The sequence below is a fragment of the Amycolatopsis sp. NPDC005961 genome (assembly GCF_040629235.1).
GTDB lineage: Bacteria > Actinomycetota > Actinomycetes > Mycobacteriales > Pseudonocardiaceae > Amycolatopsis > Amycolatopsis camponoti.
In genome coordinates, this window is record NZ_JBEXVF010000071.1 from 1 (window position 1) to 18,144 (window position 18,144).

Genomic DNA, 18,144 nt, shown 5'->3' on the forward strand with positions numbered 1-18,144 from the left:
GTTCGAACTACGCGCTCGGTGGCGTCCTCGCCGCGTACGGCGCGCAGTACGGCCTGGTCGTCGCGATCCTGTTGCCGCTGGCCGTGTGTTCGCTGATCGGCTTCATCAACGGCGTGCTCATCGCGCGCACCGGGATGGCGCCCTTCATCGTCACGCTGGCGTCGCTGCTGTTCGCCCGGGGCCTGTTGCTCGCGCTGACCTCCGAAGGCGCGACGACGTACAAAGTGGACCCGGGCTCGGCGTTCCTCTGGCTCGGGCAGGGCACCATCTTCGGCATCGGCGTCCCGGTCTACCTGACCCTCGTGCTGTTCGCCCTCGGCGGGCTGCTGCTGCGCCGCACCCGGTTCGGCCAGTCGGTGTTCGCCATCGGCGGCGCCGAGCAGTCCGCGCTGCTCATGGGCCTTCCGGTGGCCCGCACCAAGATCAGCCTCTACACGCTGAGCGGCGCGCTCGCCGGGTTCGCCGGCGTCCTCACCGCCGCGTACCTGCAGTCCGGCGTCACGGTGATCGGCGTCGGCACCGAGCTGGACGCGATCTCGGTCGTCGTCATCGGCGGCACGCTGCTCACCGGCGGCGCCGGGACGATCATCGGCACGCTCGTCGGCGTGCTGCTGCGCACGCTGATCCAGAACGTCATCAACCAGATCGGCACCCTCGACTCCAACTACCAGACGGTGGTGAGCGGGGCCTTCCTGCTCGTCGTCGTGGTGATCCAGCGCCTGCTGGCGCGTTCCCGAACCCGCTGAGGTCCCTTCCCCCTCACCAGGAGGTCTCAACGATGTTCCGTCCTGCCCGAAAAACCCGGAGATGGCTGACCGCCGCCGCGGCGTTCGCCGTCGCGGTCGCCGGCCTCGGCACCGTGCCGGCCGCGAGCGCCGCCGACGCACCGCAGTGGCAACGGCTCACCCCGCCGTTGTCGACGCCTTGGACCAAGGACGTCTCGCCGTCGAACGCCCTCCCCGACTACCCGCGGCCGCAGCTGACGCGCGACAAGTGGCAGAACCTCAACGGCGTCTGGGAGTTCGCCAAGGCGGCCCCGGGTGAGGCCGCGCCGATCGGCAAGACGCTCGGCGAGCGGATCCTCGTGCCGTACCCGGTCGAGTCCGCGCTGTCCGGGATCATGCGCCACGAGACGAACATGTGGTACCGCCGCACGTTCGAGGTCCCCAAGAACTGGCAGATCGGCAAGGGACAGCGGCTGCAGCTGCACTTCCAGGCCGTCGACTACGACGCGACGGTGATCGTCAACGGCAAGACCGTCGCCCGCCACACCGGCGGCTACGACGCGTTCTCCGTCGACGTCACCAACGCGCTGACCACGGCCAAGACCCAGGAGATCGTGGTCGGCGTCGCCGACCCGAACGACCAGGGCGGGCAGCCGATCGGCAAGCAGCGCCAGCCCGGCGACGGCATCTTCTACACGCCGTCCTCCGGCATCTGGCAGACCGTCTGGATGGAGCCGGTCGCGACCGCGTACATCGACCGGCTCGACGTCACCCCGGACGTGGCGAGTGGCTCGGTCACGGTGAACGCCCTGGTCGGCGGGCCGGTGAAGCAGCGCGTCGAAGCGACCGCCTACGACCACGGCCGCCCGGTCGGGCACGTGTCCGGCGACGCGAACAAGCCGTTGAAGCTCAAGGTGGACCGGCCGCACCTGTGGTCGCCGGACGACCCGTTCCTCTACGACCTGCGGGTGAAGCTCTCCGGCGGGGACGAAGTGGGTTCGTACTTCGGCATCCGGTCGATCAGCGTCGGCAAGACCGCCGACGGCAAGCAGCGGATGCTGCTCAACGGCAAGTTCGTCATGCAGGTCGGCCCGCTCGACCAGGGCTTCTGGCCGGACGGCATCTACACCGCGCCGACCGACGCGGCGCTGAAGTTCGACCTGGAGCAGGAGAAGGCGCTCGGCTTCAACATGGTGCGCAAGCACATCAAGGTCGAGCCGGACCGCTGGTACTACTACGCCGACAAGCTGGGCCTGATGGTCTGGCAGGACATGCCGGCGATGAAGGACGACGTCGAGCCGTCGGCCGCGTCGCGCGTCAACTACGAGTCCGAGATGAAGCGGATGATCGACCAGCACCGCAGCTTCCCGTCGATCGTCACGTGGGTGCCGTTCAACGAAGGCTGGGGCGACTACGAGGTCGGCCGGATCGCGGACGAGGTCAAGTCGTGGGATCCCTCGCGCTTGGTGAACGCCGAGTCCGGCGTCAACTGCTGCAGGTCCGAACCGGACAGTGGTCGCGGCGACATCTACGACGACCACACCTACACGGGCCCCGGAACGCCGGTGCAGACCGGAACCCGGGCGGCCGTCGACGGCGAGTACGGCGGCCTCGGCCTCAAGGTCGCGGGCCACGAGTTCGACGCGGCGGGCAGCTTCGCCTACGAGATGGAGCCCGACAGCGCGACGCTGACCCGGCGCTACGGCGAACTCCAGCAGCGCCTGCTGCTGGTCGCCCAGCGCTGCGGCGTCTCGGCCGGCGTCTACACGCAGACCACGGACGTCGAGAAGGAGGTCAACGGCTTCTTCACCTACGACCGGCAGGTGAAGAAGATGGACTTCGCGGCGGTCCGCGCGGCGAACCTCGCGGTCATCAAGGGCGCGACGGGTACGCCCGTTTCGGGCCCGTCGGTGCCCGCGGGCACGCCGGGCATCGACGGCATCGCGGCGTACCCGTTCGACGAGAACGCGGGCACCACGGCCGCCGACAGCGTCGGCGACCACGACGCCACGCTCGTCGGCGGCGCGTCCTGGACGACGGGCAAGAGCGGCTCGGCGCTGGCGGTGAACGGGTCGGGCCAGTACGCCGACACGGGCGCGTCCCTGGTGAACACCGAAGGCAGCTACAGCGCGGCGGCATGGGTGAAGTTCAACGCCGTCGGCGACGGCTTCCAGACGATCGTGAGCCAGGACGGCGACAACACCAGCGCGTTCTTCCTGCAGTACTCGGGCCAGGACCACCGGCTGGCGATGAGCTTCGTGGGCACGCGTGCCCTGGCGCCGGCGGCGCCCGAGGCGAACCGCTGGTACCACGTGGTCGGCGTCCGCGACGCGGCTTCGGGCACGTTGAAGCTGTACGTCGACGGGCAGCTGGCGGCCACGAAGAGCGTCTGCCTCGGCGACGCGTCGACGGGCCACACGGTGATCGGCCGCGGCAAGTACGGCGGCGGCCCGGTCGACTACCTCAACGGCGCGGTCGACCAGGTCCACGTCTACGACCGGGCCCTGTCCGACGCGGACGTGAGCGCGTTGTATTCCAGCGGGAAGTAGGCAACCGGAAGTACACCTGAGGCGTGTTGAGCCCGGGGACCGCGATCGTGGTCCCCGGGTTTCGCACTTCAGGGGGTGAGCCTTTTGGGCTCTCGAAGAACGAAAGCGGGCATCGTCGCCGCCACGGCGGCACTGCTGATGGCCGGCACGGCGCTGCCGGCTTCGGCCACGCAGATCACGTCGATCCAGTCGACGTCGTGGTCGTACATCGACTCGGCCCAGCCGGGGAAGAGCTTCGTCAACCCGGCCGGCGACGCGCCGATCGGCGCGAAGGTCGACCACGGCCAGAAGCACGTTTCGAAGTCCTACTTCACTTTCGACCTCTCCGGGCTGCGCGGCACCAAGGTGCTTTCCGCGGAGCTGTCCGGAAAGGAGACGGCGGTCGCCGACTGCTCGGCGCCCCGCGGCACCGAGCTGTGGGTCACGGCCCCGGCGAAGAAGGCGCCGACCTGGAACGACCAGCCTCGCGAGCTGACCAAGCTGGCCGGGCCGGGCAGTCTCGACGTCTGCCCGTCGGACTACCTCGACTGGGACGCCGCACCGGTGCTGCAGCAGGCGATCGACGCCGGCCGGACGTCGCTGACGATGGTGCTGCGCCTGCCCGACGGCCAGCAGCACAACCCGCGGTTCGGCCGCACGTACCGGCCGCTGCTGTACGTGAGCCTGGAGAAGAACCAGCCGCCGTCAACACCGACCGCGCTCAAGACCGGCACGCACGCCTGCGCCGAGACACCGCTCGTCCGCCACGGCGGCGCCGCGATGTCGGCCACCGTCAGCGATCCGGACGACTACAGCTTCACGGCCGAGTTCGCCTGGTGGCCGGTGGACCACCCCGACCAGCGCGCGACCGGCACGGACGACGTCTACGGCTCCGGCGCGTACTTCGACCCCGACAGCCGGCTCGCGGACGGCGTCACCTACGCGTGGCAGGTCCGCGCGAAGGACAGCCTGGCCACGAGCGCGTGGAGCGAGACCTGCCGGTTCACCACGGACTTCACCCCGCCGGCCACGGCGCCGGTGATCACCTCGACCGACTACGTGTACGAGGTGCCCGGCAAGGGCGGCGTCGGCATCCCGGGTGACTTCACCCTCGACGCGGGCGGCGACACCCAGGTCGTCGGCTTCCAGTGGCAGGCCGGCTACACCGACAGCGGTTACGTCGCGGCCGACCGGCCCGGCGGCAAGGCCACCGTCCGGTACACCCCGCGCGACGACGGGCCGATGAGCATGTCCGCCTACGGCCTCGACGCCGCCGGGAACTACGGGCCGTCGGGCGACTACCGGTTCTTCGTGGCCCGCAACGGTCCGTCGATGACGTGCACCCCGGCCCGCGCCTTCCTCGGCGAGACCCGGCAGTGCACGTTCGCCCCGCATGGCACCGACGGCGCCACCGAGTACCTCTACAAGATCGACAACGGGCCGGAGGTCACCCTGCCAGCGGGCCCGGACGGCACCGCGGCGATCAGCGTCACCCCGACCGACGCCGCGAAGTCCTACCGCGTCAGCGTGCGGGCCCGGATGACCAACGGGAACCTGTCCGGCGACGGCGGCGGTCAGATCGACATCGACCGGGGCGCGCCCACGGTCGACGCGCCCGCCGACGCCATGGTCGGCAAGCCGGTCGTCCTGACGCTGCACGCCGTGCTGCCGGGGTCGACGTCGTTCACCTACGACTGGGACTACGGCGAGCCGGCGACCGTCCCGGTGGGCCCGGACGGCACGGCGCGGGTCACCGTGGTGCCGGACCGGCCGTACTACCACACGATCCGGGTGTCCACGACGACCGCGGCCGGGCTCGTGTCGGCGACGAACGAGGAGAGCGTGCAGGTCGGCTCGGACGGGCCGGCCATCACGAGCACCGAATTCCCCGAGTGCTGCGAAGGCGGCTACGTCACGACGCCGGGCACGTTCACGTTCTCGTCGCAGCTCCCGGGCGTCGTGAGCTACACGTACTCGTACTTCGGGGCGGCGCCGGTCACGGTGCCCGCGGGGCCGGACGGCACGGCGAGCGTCGTCCTCACGCCGCTCACCACCGACACGCAGTACCTCGACGTGACGAGCACGTCCGCCGACGGCTGGGTTTCCCAGCCGGGGTACTACCGCTTCTACCCGAAGTCGGCCGCCCCGCCGCTCGTCTGTGACGGGACGGGCAACCTGCGGCCCGGCCAGGTGGTCCACTGCACGCTGACGCCGGTCCAGCCCGGCTTGGCGGCGTACGGCTACCGCATCCGGCCGAACGGCGAGACGGGGCCGGACGTGGTGGTCCAGCCGGGCGCGGACGGCACCGGGGCGTTCGAGTTCACCGCACCGGCGACCGACACCAAGATCTGGCTGTACGTGGACGCGTGGAGCGTCAACGCGGCCGGGCAACGCACGGACAAGTCGTACACCAGTTATTACGTCGACCCGGCCGCGAGCGCGGCGAACCGGGCGACTCACGCGGTCTGACCGCGCCCCGTGACGGCCACCCGCCGGGGTGGCCGTCACGGTTGTCCTGGAGCGCGCTCCAGCCACTACCGTCGCGGCCATGACCGAAGATCGCTTCGAACGCGGCCGTGAGGCCCTGATCGACCTCAACGGCGAGCAAACCGCCCAACGCGTGCTCGACAGCCTCGCCGACATCTCACCGAAACTGGCCGACAGCCTCGTCTCCTGGGGCTTCGGCGAGATCTACACGCGACCGGCGCTCGTGCCACGGGACCGCCAGCTCGTGACGCTCGGCATGCTGACCGCACTCGGCGGGTGCGAGCCGCAGCTGGAGGTGCACGTCAACGCGTCCTTGAACGCCGGGCTCACCCCGGAGGAGATCGTCGAGGCGCTGCTGCAGTCGGCCGCGTACTGCGGATTCCCGCGGGCGCTGAACGCGACAGCGGTCGCGAAGAAGGTCTTCGGCGAGCGCGGTTTGCTGCCGGTGACCGAACCATGAGGGCGTGACCTGTGTGGTCACCGCCGCCGCGCGACAAGGCCGGCCAGCAGGTTCGTGAGCCCCTCGGCCAGCGCCTCCGCGAACGTCGGCATCCCGCCCAGCTCGGCCGCGGCCGCCGCGACGGCGTCGGTCGGGTTGGCGTAGGGCCACGCCCCCGACACGATGATCACCACGCCGAGGGCGAACTGCCGGGCGCCGTCGGCCGACAGCTCCGGCACCCGTTTCCGGACCAGTTCGCCGAGCCGCTCGGTGCTGGCCGCCGCGCGGCCCTTGAAGCTGCGGGCGAACTCCGGCGAGATGTTGCGTTCCAGCACCGGCGCCATCGCGCTGATCAGCTCGCACAGCGACCGCCGCTCGGCGAGCGTCGCGGCGATCTTCCCCGCGACACGCTCTTCGCGCGCGAAGCCGGGCTCTGCCGGGCCCGGCTCCCCGAGCGCGAGAGCGTCCAGCCACGCCGACCACTCGGCGTCGAGGACTTCGAGGAAGACCGCCTCGCGGCTGTCGAAGTAGCGGAGCACATTGGACTTCGCGAGCCCGACGCGGCAGGCCAGCTCCCGCAGGCTGATGTCGGCGACCGGCCGCTCGGCCAGCAGCTCCCGCGCGGCGGCGAGGATCGCGGTGCGGCGCGCCTCGATCTGCTCGGGCCGCCGGGCTCGCTGGAATCCGGCGCTCATGGCGCCGACAGTATCGCCCTCAGCCGCGGTGGGCGGCCTCCCGGCGCGTCTTGACCCGCCGGTAGCTCCAGATCAGCAGCGCGAACAGGATCACCGACGACAGGATCAGGCTCGACCCGGTGCTCCAGCCGCTGAACGGCAGCGACTTCACCGTGCCCCAGACGATCCCCGCGGCCAGCAGCGCCAGCCCGGCCAGCACCGACCCGGCGATCCGCAGCGGCGACGACACGCTCTCCTCGGCCGCCTTCATCGCGCGGTCGCGCACCGGGTCGACGTACCGCTCGAGCGCCGGGAACTCCGACGCGAGCAGCAGGAGCCCGGCGAGCACGAGCAACAGCCCGGGGCCGGGCAGGACCAGCAGCAGCACCCCGACGATCAGCAGGACGGCACCCGCCACCGTGATCAGGATCCGCTTCGCCTGTTTGCCGATGCCCACTGGGCGTCTCCCCTCGTTTCGCCCGATTCTTCCGGGTTGCGGGCCCGCGTGCCACTCACGAGGGCCCGCGCCCTCGCCACGGCCACGGCCAGGCCCGCCAGCGCCAGCACGCCGAGCGCGGCCACGAGCCCCGGCCAGACGTAGAGCACTTGGGCGTAGGTACCCCGTCTTCCGGCGAATACCACCCCGAGCAGCTGCGGCAGGAAAGCGAGCGGGACGAGCGGCAGCAACGGCGGCACGACCCGCCACCACCGGAGCTTCCGCCGGGCCCGCCGCACACCCACCACGGCGAGTCCCACGGCGATCAACGCCAACGCCGCGAGCCCCCGGTCCGCGAGCACCCCGGCCGGCAGCGCAGGCTCCGGCGATCCGCCCTGGACCAGCGTCGCGATGTCCTGCGCGAGCAGCTCGGCCTCGTTGTCCAGCGCCATCCCCATGGTCGTCACCACCGCGATGCCGTAGCCGTCCGGGAGCAGGACCTGCGCCGCGGTGTGGCTGAACCACTCGCCGGTGTGCGACACCCGGCCGTCCCGGACGCGCCAGCCCAGCGCGTAGTCGCGGCCGGGCGCGGGGGTGCGCGCCAGCGCGGCCGACTCCGCGGACAGCGCGCCGCCGCCGTCCCGCTGCGCCGCCAGCCACTTCGCCAGGTCCTCGGCGGTGGTGACGACGCCGTGGCTGCCGCCGGTGAACCAGTCCGGTTCGGCCACCGGGACCTCGAACCCGAACGCCCGGACGTACCCGGTGGTCCCGGCCGGCGGCCCGTCCACAGTGGTGCTCGACGCCATCCCGAGCGGCGCGAACAGCCGCGTCCGGAGGTGGTCCGCGAACGGCTGCCCGGCCACGACCTCGACGATCCGGGCGGCCACCTCGTAGTTCGGGTTGTGGTAGTGGAACTCCGCGCCGGGCTCGCTCGCGAGCGGGGCGTCCCGCAGCCGGTCGACGGCCTCGGCGAGCGTGTGCGGCTGGGGCAGCCGCAGGTCGGGGAACGCGGAGTCGGCCATCCCGGACGTCTGGTCGAGCAGCATCCGGACGGTGATCCGCGCGCCGCGCTCGTCGGCGAGCCGGAACCCGGGCAGGTAGCGCGTCACGGGCTCGTCCAGCCCGAGCCGGCCTTGTTCGACGAGCTGGAGCACGGCGAAGGCCGTCATGGACTTGCTCAGCGACGCGACCGGCAGCCGGGTCGACGCGGTGAGCGGCGCGCCGTCGGCGTCGTGGCCATAGCCGGCAACGCGGACAACGTCACCGTTGTGGGTGACGGCGACCGCGGCGCCGGGCAGGCCGGTGTGGTCGAGGTAGGCGCGGACGTACGCGTCGATGTCGTTCGTCGCGGCGGCCGCCGGGGCCGCGGTGCCGAGCAGGAGCACCGCGAGGACGAGGAAGAGCCTGGTCGTGAGGGTCAACGTAGGGAGCGGACGGGGTCGCGGGCCGCTGCCGGACGACGTCGGCCACCCCCGACTTTAGGCAGGTCTTGACAGCCCACCTATAGTCAACACATAGTTTGATAAACAGATTGGTTGATAAAGATGACGGTTGACGAGGAGGCGCTGGACCGGGCGTTCACCGCACTCGGCGACCCGGTCCGCCGGGCGCTGGTCGCGCGGCTGTCCCGCGGCGAAGCGACGGTCAACGAGCTGGCCGAACCCTTCGCGATCACGAAGCAGGCGGTGTCGCGGCACATCCAGGTGCTGGAGCAGGCCGGCCTGATCACGCGCAGCCGCGACGGGCAGCGCCGGCCGTGCCACCTCGTGCCGTCCGCCCTCGAAGCCCTGACCAGCTGGATCGACACGTACCGGCTGGCCACCGAACGCAGCTACCGGCGCCTCGACGCCGTTCTGGACACCCTGGAGGAAAAGCCATGAGCACCACGATCACCGCCCAGCCGGGAACGCCGTTCATCGAGATCACGCGCGAGTTCGCGGCCCCGCCGTCGGCGGTCCTGCGCGCGCACACCGATCCCGAGCTGATCGTGCGCTGGCTGGGCCCGCACGGGATGGAGATGGAGATCGTCGAGTTCGACGCCCGCTCAGGGGGTGCGTACGACTACATCCACCGCGACGAGCGCGGCGAGTACCGTTTTCGGGGCGTGTACCACACGGTGAGCGCCGACCGGATCGTCCAGACTTTCGAGTTCCTGGGCGCGCCCGGCGAAGTCACGCTCGACTCGCTGGCGCTGACCGACCTCGGCGACGGCCGCACGCGCACCGTGACGAGGTCGGTGTTCCCGTCGGTGGAGGCACGCGACGCGGCGCTGGAGAGCGGGATGAGCCGCGGGATCACGGAGTCGTACGAGCGGCTCGACAAGGTGCTGGCGGACTGAGATGACCGGCGTGGTAGCGAGCTTCTGCATGTCACTGGACGGTTTCGTGGCGCGGCCCGACGATTCGGTCGGGCCGCTGTTCGACTGGTACACGGCGGGAGACGTGGAGGTGCCGATGGTCGGTTACCCGATCACCTTCCGCGTTTCCCCGTCCAGCGCGGACTACCTGAGTTCCTTTTTGGACTCGGTTCGCCACAGCGCGTTCGTCTGCGGGCGACGGGTGTTCGAGTACACGCGCGGCTGGGGAGGGAACCCGCCTGGCGGAGGTGCCGCTTTCGTCGTCACGCACCGGCCTCCGCCTTCGGATTGGCCCGCTTCTTCCCTGGCGCCGTTCACTTTCGTGTCTTCTGTTCCGGAGGCGATCGAGTCGGCCAAGGCTGCCGGGGACGGGACTGTGGGTGTATCCGGGCCGAATATTGCGCAGCAGTGCTTGAAGCTTGGGCTTCTCGATGAGGTCCGAGTTGATCTCGTACCCGTCGTTCTCGGGGAGGGGGTTCGGTACTTCTCTTCTCTCGGTTCGGCTTCCTTGGAACGAGTCGAGGTTGTTGCCGGGGCTGGGGTTACTCACTTGCGTTATCGGGTCTGCTACCCACAGTCTTAAAGATGCGGCTTCGCCGGGGCGTGGGAAATCGGCGCTTGCCTGCGGTTGTTCGCCGCTCGGTGCGGGAGCGCCGATTCCCCACGCGACGGTGTCCCTGCCGGACTCCTTGCTTCCACCTGATCGAGTGATGAACATGCGTTCGGGCGGCGGTAATCTTGGTGTGTGGACAGTGAAGCGGTATGGAAAGCGGATGCGGTGGCCTTGGCCGACCGCATCTCCGCCCTGCTCACTGTTGTGCGGTCTGCGGAGGCCGAGATCGGTTCGCTGCTCGCGGAAATCGAGTCACGCGGGGTTATGGAGCTGTTCGGATATCGTTCTGTGGCACGGCTTTTCGAGCATCTGGCCGATGTTCCCAAGGCTGCCGCTGAGGCTGTGGTGAAGCGTGCCCGGGCTCTCACACCCAGCTGCGCGCTCGACGGCACTCCGGTGGCTGCCGTTGCTCCTGGCACCGGGGTTGCCGCCTTGAATGGCCGGTTGAGCACCCCGATGATCGACACGATCGTCGGGGTCATGACGCAAGTCCCACTCGAACACCGCGCCGACGCCGAGCAGCATTTGTTGTCTTTCGCCTCCGACGCTGGGCACAAGCAGGTCGCGGCGTTGGGTGCGCGGATCCTGGCCCACCTCGACCCCGACGGTGCCGAGCCCGACGCGACCGAACCGGCCACCCCTCGCCGCGAACTATCGTTGCGGCGCAAAAGATCCGGGACGTGGGAGCTGAACGGCCGTTTCGACGACGAGACCGGCACCCGGGCCAGCGCCCTGCTGGACTCCCTGGCCCACCGCCGCACAACCGACGAAGACCCAGACTTACGCTCCCCACTGGAGCGCTACGGCGACGCGTTCTCCGACGCGATCGACTTGGCGTTGAACTCCCCGGAGTTGCCGATGCAGGCCGGCGAGCGAGCCCACGTGATGGTCGCGGTGTCGCTGGAAGACTTGAAGACCGGCCTCACCCAGGCCCCTCACGGCGACAACCGAGCCATGCCCCCGACCGCCGGCCAAGCACTACCCGGCGGCAACGGCACCTTGCCCCAGTCCAGCGACCAAGCAACGCCCGCCGGCTACGGAACTCTGCCCAAAGCCGCCACCAACCAAGCCACCCACGGCGGCAAAGGAAGCACACCCAAGTCCGGCACCGGCCGAGCCACCCTCGGCGAACTCGGCACAATCTCCGCAGCCGAAGCCCGGATCCACGCCTGCGACTGCATGCTCATCCCCGCAGTCCTGGGCTCAAAGAGCGAACCCCTCGACCTAGGACGCCAACGCCGCCTGATCCCACCCGGAATCCGCCGCGCGCTCTACGTACGCGACCGCGGCTGCGCCTTCCCCGGCTGCCACCGCCCACCCCGCCACTGCCAAGGCCACCACATCCGCCACTGGGCCGACGGCGGCCCCACCAACCTAAGCAACCTCGTCCTGATGTGCGCCCACCACCACCGGCTCCTCCACCGCTCCGGCTGGCAGGTCCGCATCGCCGCCGACGGCCTACCCGAGTTCCTCCCACCAGCCTTCCTGGACAAACGCCGAAAACCCAGGCGCAACAACCTCCACCAACCCCTACCCTTCGCAGCCTGAACAGGACATGGGAAAGGCCCGCAGCCACCGGCTACGGGCCTACACCCACGTCCCGAACAATCCACAAGCCGCCCTCGGCGAGATCACAGCCCGGGCCCCCAGCTCAGCCACGCCCGACACCGACAGCTCGGCGACTCCGGCATGGTCCCCAGACAAGCCATGGCCTGCGCAGCGCACCATCTCTCCCGGCCTGCACCCCGGGTCAGTCACATCCCACGAGCGACAGCCACCGAACTCGTACCGGCAAGCGACTCCAAGCCCTCACCCAGCTCCGCCTGCCAGGCAACAAACTCCAGGCCAGCACACAACGCTTCAAGGCCCGCACTAACCAGCAGGCCCCGAGCAACTCCGAGCCAAACCATCCACGGCAGACCCGACCCGTGCCGCCTACAGCTCGCACCCGCCGCCCCCAACCCCACCGGCACAACGCGCCAAACCATCCACAGCAGACCATCCACCGCAGCGGCCGAACCAGCCCCCCTCAGTCGAGGCAGAACTCGTTGCCCTCCACGTCCTGCATCACGATGCAAGACTCGTTGAACCCATCAGCCCGCAGCACCTCCACGACCACGGCCCCCCGCTCGACCAACCGCGCAGACTCGGCCTCGAGCGCGGCCAGACGCTCCTCCCCCACCAGCCCGGTCCCCACTCGCACATCCACGTGCACCCGGTTCTTCACGACCTTGCCCTCCGGCACGCGCTGGAAGAACAGCCGCGGCCCCACGCCCGACGGGTCGGCGCAAGCGAACGCCGCTCCCTGGCGCTCCGGAGGCAGCGACCGGTCGAAGTCGGCCCACGTCGCGAACCCCTCCGGCGGTGGTGGGACCTCGTACCCCAGCACCTCGCACCAGAACCGGGCCACGCGCTCGGGTTCCGCGCAGTCGAACGTGATCTGAACCTGCCTGATCGACCCCATCGCCCCACCCTAACGCGCCCCGGCGAGGCGGCGGGCCCTCACTCGCCGATGCCCGCCAGCAGCTGGTCGAACGGCACGAACGCCGGCTCCTCGGCCACCGCGGGGCGGCCGGCGGCGAGCGAAGCCAGCTCCGCCCCCGCCGTCTCGATCCGGCGCTGCAGCGCGCCCTCTCCGCTGCCCCAGTCCGACGAAGCCGCGTAGACCCCGGTCGCGACCGGGTCCGCCTTCAAGTACCCGAACAACGGCCGCAGCTGGTAGTCCAGGACCAGGGAATGCCGCTCGGTCCCGCCCGTCGCTCCCAGCAGGACCGGCTTGCCCACCAGCGAGTCCGCGTCCAGCACGTCGAAGAACGACTTGAACAGCCCGCTGTACCCGGCCGTGAACACCGGTGTCACCACGATCAGCGCGTCCGCGTCGACCACCGTCGAGATCGCCGCGCGCAGCTCCGGGCTCGGAAACCCGGTCAGCATGTTCTTCGTGACGTCCACCGCGATGTCCCGCAGCTCCACCACCGAAACCGACACCGGCGACGTCGACGCGGCCACCGTGGCCGCCGCCAGGCGGTCGGCCAGCAGCCGGGTCGACGACGGGACCGACAGCCCCGCCGTCACCACCGCGAGCTTCATGCCGACACCCCCGTCGAAACAGACTCGGAAGCCGAAGCCGCCGAAACCAGCGAAGCGTGCGTCGGAGCGTCCGGCACGTGGGCGGGACGCAGCGAGTCCAGCTCCTTGCGCAGCACCGGCACGACCTCCGAACCCAGCAGGTCGAGCTGCTCCAGCACCGTCTTCAGCGGCAGGCCCGCGTGGTCCATCAGGAACAGCTGGCGCTGGTAGTCACCGAAGTGCTCCCGGAAGGTCAGCGTCTTGTCGATGACCTCCTGCGGGCTCCCCACGGTCAGCGGCGTCTGGTCGGTGAACTCCTCCAGCGTCGGGCCGTGGCCGTACACCGGCGCGTTGTCGAAGTACGGGCGGAACTCGTTCCACGCGTCCTGGGACTTGGGCCGGATGAACGCCTGGCCGCCCAGCCCGACGATCGCCTGGTCCGCCGTCCCGTGGCCGTAGTGCTCGAAGCGCTGGCGGTAGAACGCGATCAGCTGCTGGAAGTGCGACGTCGGCCAGAAGATGTGGTTGGCGAAGAAGCCGTCGCCGTAGAACGCGGCCTGCTCGGCGATCTCCGGGCTGCGGATCGACCCGTGCCACACGAACGGCGGCACGTCGTCCAGCGGCCGCGGCGTGGACGTGAAGCCCTGCAGCGGCGTGCGGAACTTGCCGGACCAGTCCACGACGTCCTCGCGCCACAGCCGGCGCAGCAGCGCGTACTTCTCGATCGCCAGCGGGATGCCCTGGCGGATGTCCTCCCCGAACCACGGGTACACCGGGCCGGTGTTGCCGCGGCCCATCATGAGGTCGACGCGGCCGTCGGCCAGGTGCTGGAGCATCGCGAAGTCCTCGGCGATCTTCACCGGGTCGTTCGTGGTGATCAGCGTCGTCGACGTCGACAGGATGATCTTGGACGTCTGCGCGGCGATGTGGCCGAGCATCGTCGTGGGCGACGACGGCACGAACGGCGGGTTGTGGTGCTCACCCGTCGCGAAGACGTCGAGCCCGACCTCCTCCGCCTTGAGCGCGATCCGGACCATCGCCTTGATCCGCTCGTGCTCCGTCGGGGTGGTTCCGTTCGTGGGATCGGTCGTGACGTCGCCCACCGAGAAGATTCCGAACTGCATGACCTGCTCCCTTCGCGAGCACCATCTTACATGCGCGTTCAACTACTTCCAAGCAAGAGATATTCCGGCCGTCAAAGCCGTAGGGGGCACCAAGTAAGGTCTGGGACATGGACGCGGAGCTCGGTCGGCTGGGTCTGGCAGAACGTTCGGTACGACTTCTCACGGGCCGCGACATCTGGGGTTCGATCACCCCGCTGCTCGCGCCTCGCCGGAACCTGGTGGCCGCCTTCGGCCACGTCGGTCCCGGCGCGGCCGCGCTGTTGCCGCTGGAACCCGGCGACACGGTGATCACGGACGCGAGCCTGGACACCGTGCTGTCCGGCGCGACGAGTCCGCACGCCCTGTTGCACTGGGTGAAGGCGGGCGTGATCGTGCACTCGCTGCGCGGACTGAACGCGAAGCTGGTGATCGCCGAGGACGACCCGTCGTTCGTGGTCGTCGGCTCCGCCGACGTCACCGCCGCCGGCCCGCGGCAGCTGTTCGAGGCGGTGACGGTCTCCCACGAGAAGCACACCGTCGAGGAGGCCCAGGAGGCCTGGCTCGAGTGGTGCGACCTGGCGGGACCCGCGCTGACGGCGGGTGACCTGGAGCCGCTCCTGGAGCAGTACGGCGCCGGCAAGCTGGTCACCGCGCCGCGCGCCACCACCCCCTCGCGCCCGGCGGCACCGGCCCGGCCGGTGGTGACGAGCCGCCCGGCGACGCCCGTCCGCCCCGCGGCGCCGGCCCCGCCGCCGTCCCCGGTGCGCCCGGCCCCGCCCGCGCCGTCCCCGGTCCGGCCCGCCGCTCCCCCGGCCGCCTCGCCGGTCCGTCCGGCCGAGACCGGCACGACCGACACTCCGGAAACCGGCTCCGCACCCGCGGTCCAGGACGCGCCCAGCGCCACCCCGAGCCCCGAGGATGCCCCGGCCGCCACCACCGGAACCCCGGAACCGGTTGCGGCCGAGGCCGAGCCGGACACCGGCGAAGCCACCGAAGCCACCGACGTGCCCCGGCCGAACTGGCCGCGTCCGGCGGAGCTGTACCTCGTCAGCCTCGTCGAGGGCGGCGAGCCGTCGGCGGAGGCCGAGTACCGGCTCGAAGAGCTGGCGCGCGAGTACACCCACCCCGGCGAAAACGGCGAACAGCCGTTCCGCGTCGAGCTGTTCTGGGCCGACGACGGCCAGGGCCAGGACCCGCCGCGCACGCTGCGCGCGGGCGTGCACGTGATCCGCGTCTACAGCCAGAAGCAGGGCCGTGCCCTGGTCGGGTCGCGGATCGAGGCCCCCGGTCTCGTGCTGCAGGCCTACACCGACGAGTTCGCGTACCCGCGCCGCACCTACTGCTACATCCTGACCCGGGAGTCGGCCGCGCGGCCGGCGTTCGGCGAGCTCCGCAAGGGCCTCGCGACGATCGGCGAGAAGCCGAACTTCCGGAACAGCTTCCAGGTCCCGCGGAAGATCGAAGCCCTGCTCGGCCTGTGGCCGGACCTGGGCTACGACCCCAAGTAGCGGACGGCGCGCGCCACTCCGGAGCAGGGAGCGCGCGGAAGTTGTCGGGGGTGGCGGATATCCTGCAGTACGGTGCAGGCCAAGTCCGCACCACCACCAGCACTTTCGCGAGCCACGATCCGGGAGAACGACCCTGTGACTGCCGAGACCTTGTACGGGGCCGATGACCTGACCCATCTCGAGGGTCTCGAGGCCGTCCGCAAACGCCCCGGGATGTACATCGGCTCCACCGACAGCCGGGGCATCAACCACCTCTTCTCCGAGGTCGTGGACAACTCGACGGACGAGGGTGTCGCCGGCCACGCGACGAAGATCGTCGTCACGCTGCACGCCGACGGCAGCGTCCAGGTGGACGACGACGGCCGCGGCATCCCCACCGGCACCCACGCGAAGTCCGGTTTGTCCGGCGTCGAACTGGTGCTGACGCGGCTGCACGCCGGCGGCAAGTTCGGCGGCTCCGGCTACAAGACCTCCGGCGGCCTGCACGGCGTCGGCGCTTCGGCGGTCAACGCGCTGTCGCACCGCTTCGACGTCACGGTGAAGCAGGACGGCAAGGTCCACCAGATGTCGTTCAAGCACGGCGTTCCCGGCACGTTCGACGCGCCCGGCCCGAAAGCGAAGTTCACCCGCCGGTCCGGGCTGAACCTCGTCGGCAAGATGAAGCGCGGCGAGCGCGGCGGCACGTCGATCCGCTACTGGTACGACTCGCGCTACTTCGAGTCCGGCGCGACCCTCGACGTCGAGGGTGTGCGGGCCAAGCTGCGCAACACCGCCTTCCTCGTCCCGGGCGTCACCTACGTGCTGCGCACGGCGATGGAAGACACCATCAACGAGGAGACCTTCCACTTCCCGCACGGGCTGGTCGACATGGTCGACTTCCTGACGCCGTCGGGCGAGAAGCCGGTCTGCGGCACGCTGCTGATCACCGGCGAGGGCACGTACAAGGAGAACGCGGCCGACGCGGCGGGCGTCATGCAGTCCAATGTGGAGCGTCACGCCGAGGTCGAGGTGGCGCTGCGCTGGGGCACCGGCTACGAGCGCACGGTCGAGTGCTTCACCAACACGATCCGCAACGTCCACGGCGGCACCCACCGCCGCGGCTTCGACCGCGCGATGGCGAAGGCGTTGCAGGACGCGATCTCGAAGACCCGCGGGCTGCTCAAGCCCAAGGAGGACATGCCGACGATCGAGGACGTCCTCGAGGGCATGACGGCCGTGGTGCACGTCCGGCTGCCGGAGCCGCAGTTCACGTCGCAGACCAAGGACGAGCTGTCCACCGCCGGCATCACCCGCGTCATCCAGGCCATCGTCGACAAGCACGTCAAGGCCTGGACCGAAGACCGCAAGACCAAGTCCGAGGCCAAGGTCGTGCTGCAGAAGGTGGTCGACGCCTCCCGCGTCCGGCTCACCCAGAAGCAGCAGAAGGACGCGGCCCGGCGCAAGACCGCGCTGGAAGGCGCGGCGATGCCGCCGAAGCTGGTCGACTGCCGCACCACCGGCGTCTCCCGCAGTGAGCTGTTCCTGGTCGAGGGTGACAGCGCGCTGGGGTCGGCCCGCATGGCGCGCGTGTCGGAGTACCAGGCACTGCTGCCGCTGCGGGGCAAGATCCTGAACGTGCAGAAGGCGTCGCTCGGCGACACGCTGAAGAACGCCGAGATCGCGTCGATCGTGCAGGTGCTCGGCGCGGGCACCGGCCGCACGTTCGACCTGACGACCATGCGCTACGGCCGCGTCATCCTGATGGCGGACGCGGACGTCGACGGCTCGCACATCCGGACCCTGCTGATCACGCTGTTCGCGAAGTACATGCGCCCGGTGATCGAGGACGGCCGGCTGTACGCGGCGATGCCGCCGTTGCACAAGCTCGTCACGAAGGGCCGCAACCCGGAGACGCACTTCACGTACACGCAGCAGGAGATGGAGTCCAAGTACGCGGAGCTGGAGCGGGCGGGCAAGAGCATCGTCACGCCGGTGCCGCGGTTCAAGGGCCTCGGCGAGATGGACGCCGACGAGCTGTGGGACACCACGATGAACCCGGCCAGCCGCTCGGTCCGCCGGATCACCATGGACGACGCCGAAGCCGCCGAGGGCGCGCTGGAGCTGCTGATGGGCGAGAAGGTCGAGCCCCGGCGGAACTGGCTGGTCGCCTCTTCGGACCGGATCGACCGCGACGCCATCGACGCTTAATTTTCGCAGCTACCAAGGA

At 70.3% G+C, this 18,144-nt stretch carries 16 protein-coding genes; 10 read left to right on the forward strand and 6 right to left on the reverse strand.

All coding sequences use genetic code 11. The features are described 5' to 3' along the window. The 4 genes from ABZ342_RS40095 to ABZ342_RS40110 all read left to right on the forward strand — a co-directional run. Window positions 1–746: ABC transporter permease (locus tag ABZ342_RS40095; protein WP_360484726.1), on the forward strand; the 746-nt coding region annotated here is incomplete at its 5' end. Between the two features lie 32 nt (window positions 747–778). Then, entirely contained in the window at window positions 779–3,274 is a 2,496-nt protein-coding gene (locus ABZ342_RS40100; RefSeq protein ID WP_360484729.1) for a LamG-like jellyroll fold domain-containing protein, read from the forward strand. 84 nt (window positions 3,275–3,358) lie between these two features. Next, on the forward strand, window positions 3,359–5,722 hold the full coding sequence (locus ABZ342_RS40105; RefSeq protein ID WP_360484732.1) for a DNRLRE domain-containing protein: 2,364 nt from the start codon (window positions 3,359–3,361) through the stop codon (window positions 5,720–5,722). Window positions 5,723–5,801: 79 nt separating this feature from the next. After that, on the forward strand, window positions 5,802–6,200 hold the full coding sequence (locus ABZ342_RS40110) for a carboxymuconolactone decarboxylase family protein (protein WP_155544642.1): 399 nt from the start codon (window positions 5,802–5,804) through the stop codon (window positions 6,198–6,200). 17 nt (window positions 6,201–6,217) lie between these two features. Here the strand turns inward: ABZ342_RS40110 and ABZ342_RS40115 are convergent, their stop codons facing one another. The 3 genes from ABZ342_RS40115 to ABZ342_RS40125 are packed head-to-tail and all read right to left on the reverse strand — an operon-like array spanning window position 6,218 to window position 8,710. Then, window positions 6,218–6,874, reverse strand: coding sequence for a TetR family transcriptional regulator (locus ABZ342_RS40115; protein ID WP_155544641.1), 657 nt, complete (start codon window positions 6,872–6,874; stop codon window positions 6,218–6,220). Between the two features lie 19 nt (window positions 6,875–6,893). Further along, entirely contained in the window at window positions 6,894–7,310 is a 417-nt protein-coding gene (locus ABZ342_RS40120) for a PGPGW domain-containing protein (RefSeq protein WP_155544640.1), read from the reverse strand. Continuing rightward, window positions 7,277–8,710: a serine hydrolase domain-containing protein gene (locus tag ABZ342_RS40125; RefSeq protein WP_360484736.1), complete on the reverse strand. Its 1,434-nt coding sequence runs from the start codon at window positions 8,708–8,710 to the stop codon at window positions 7,277–7,279. The genes ABZ342_RS40120 and ABZ342_RS40125 overlap by 34 nt, the downstream gene beginning before the upstream one ends. Before the next feature lie 123 nt (window positions 8,711–8,833). On the opposite strand from ABZ342_RS40125, the gene ABZ342_RS40130 reads away from it, so the two are divergent. The 4 genes from ABZ342_RS40130 to ABZ342_RS40145 all read left to right on the forward strand — a co-directional run bounded on the left by ABZ342_RS40130 (window position 8,834) and on the right by ABZ342_RS40145 (window position 11,806). Beyond that, window positions 8,834–9,169, forward strand: coding sequence for a metalloregulator ArsR/SmtB family transcription factor (locus ABZ342_RS40130; protein WP_360484739.1), 336 nt, complete (start codon window positions 8,834–8,836; stop codon window positions 9,167–9,169). Continuing rightward, window positions 9,166–9,627, forward strand: coding sequence for an SRPBCC family protein (locus ABZ342_RS40135; RefSeq protein ID WP_360484741.1), 462 nt, complete (start codon window positions 9,166–9,168; stop codon window positions 9,625–9,627). The genes ABZ342_RS40130 and ABZ342_RS40135 overlap by 4 nt, the downstream gene beginning before the upstream one ends. A gap of 1 nt (window position 9,628) precedes the next feature. Next, the gene (locus ABZ342_RS40140) at window positions 9,629–10,228 is read left to right on the forward strand and encodes a dihydrofolate reductase family protein (protein ID WP_360484744.1); all 600 of its coding nucleotides are present in this window, start codon (window positions 9,629–9,631) and stop codon (window positions 10,226–10,228) included. A 162-nt stretch (window positions 10,229–10,390) separates the two neighbouring features. Further along, window positions 10,391–11,806 carry a DUF222 domain-containing protein gene (locus ABZ342_RS40145; RefSeq protein ID WP_360484747.1) on the forward strand — a complete coding sequence of 472 codons (1,416 nt, stop codon included), beginning with the start codon at window positions 10,391–10,393 and terminating at the stop codon, window positions 11,804–11,806. Between the two features lie 481 nt (window positions 11,807–12,287). On the opposite strand, the gene ABZ342_RS40150 is transcribed toward ABZ342_RS40145, so the two are convergent. Genes ABZ342_RS40150 through ABZ342_RS40160 form a run of 3 tightly spaced genes read right to left on the reverse strand, consistent with a single transcriptional unit; the run spans window position 12,288 to window position 14,451 of the window. Beyond that, window positions 12,288–12,722: a VOC family protein gene (locus tag ABZ342_RS40150; RefSeq protein ID WP_360484750.1), complete on the reverse strand. Its 435-nt coding sequence runs from the start codon at window positions 12,720–12,722 to the stop codon at window positions 12,288–12,290. Between the two features lie 38 nt (window positions 12,723–12,760). Then, window positions 12,761–13,348, reverse strand: coding sequence for a CE1759 family FMN reductase (locus ABZ342_RS40155; protein ID WP_360484753.1), 588 nt, complete (start codon window positions 13,346–13,348; stop codon window positions 12,761–12,763). Further along, window positions 13,345–14,451 carry an LLM class flavin-dependent oxidoreductase gene (locus ABZ342_RS40160; protein ID WP_360484756.1) on the reverse strand — a complete coding sequence of 369 codons (1,107 nt, stop codon included), beginning with the start codon at window positions 14,449–14,451 and terminating at the stop codon, window positions 13,345–13,347. Before ABZ342_RS40160 ends, ABZ342_RS40155 begins: the two co-directional genes overlap by 4 nt. 107 nt (window positions 14,452–14,558) lie before the next feature. Here ABZ342_RS40160 and ABZ342_RS40165 point away from each other — a divergent pair, with 107 nt between their 5' ends. Beyond that, the gene (locus tag ABZ342_RS40165) at window positions 14,559–15,938 is read left to right on the forward strand and encodes a hypothetical protein (RefSeq protein WP_360484759.1); all 1,380 of its coding nucleotides are present in this window, start codon (window positions 14,559–14,561) and stop codon (window positions 15,936–15,938) included. 135 nt (window positions 15,939–16,073) lie between these two features. After that, window positions 16,074–18,125 (forward strand): DNA topoisomerase IV subunit B, encoded by a 2,052-nt coding sequence (locus ABZ342_RS40170; RefSeq protein WP_360484762.1) that lies wholly within the window; start codon window positions 16,074–16,076, stop codon window positions 18,123–18,125. The last annotated feature ends 19 nt before the right edge of the window (window positions 18,126–18,144 follow it).